This window comes from Methylobacterium sp. E-046 (assembly GCF_022829625.1).
Classification (GTDB): domain Bacteria; phylum Pseudomonadota; class Alphaproteobacteria; order Rhizobiales; family Beijerinckiaceae; genus Methylobacterium; species Methylobacterium longum.
Window position 1 is genome coordinate 1 of the sequence record NZ_JAKSYP010000162.1, and the last position, 431, is coordinate 431.

Here is a 431-nt window from a genome sequence, read left to right on the forward strand (position 1 = left end):
TCGTCCGCGGTGACGGCGTCGAGGTAGCTGGGTCGGCCCTGGCGCTTGAGGTGGGCGACCACGGTCTCGACCTCGCTGTCCGAGCAGAACGGCCCGTGCACGCGCGTGGTGCGCCCGCCGCCGGCCATGAACAGCATGTCGCCCTGACCGAGCAGCTGCTCGGCGCCCATCTCGCCCAGGATCGTGCGCGAGTCGATCTTGCTCGTCACCTGGAAGCTGATCCGGGTCGGGAAGTTCGCCTTGATCGTGCCGGTGATCACGTCCACCGACGGGCGCTGCGTCGCCATGATCAGGTGGATGCCCGCCGCCCGCGCCATCTGCGCCAGGCGCTGGATCGCCCCCTCGATGTCCTTGCCCGCCACCATCATCAGGTCGGCCATCTCGTCGACCACGATCACGATGTACGGCAGCGGCGCCAGGTCCATCGCCTC

General features: G+C 69.1%; 1 protein-coding gene. It reads right to left on the reverse strand.

Features of this window, described 5'->3' with window-relative positions:
* The coding region (locus tag MKK82_RS15235) for an FtsK/SpoIIIE domain-containing protein (protein WP_279603034.1) at window positions 1–431 on the reverse strand (431 nt) is incomplete at both ends.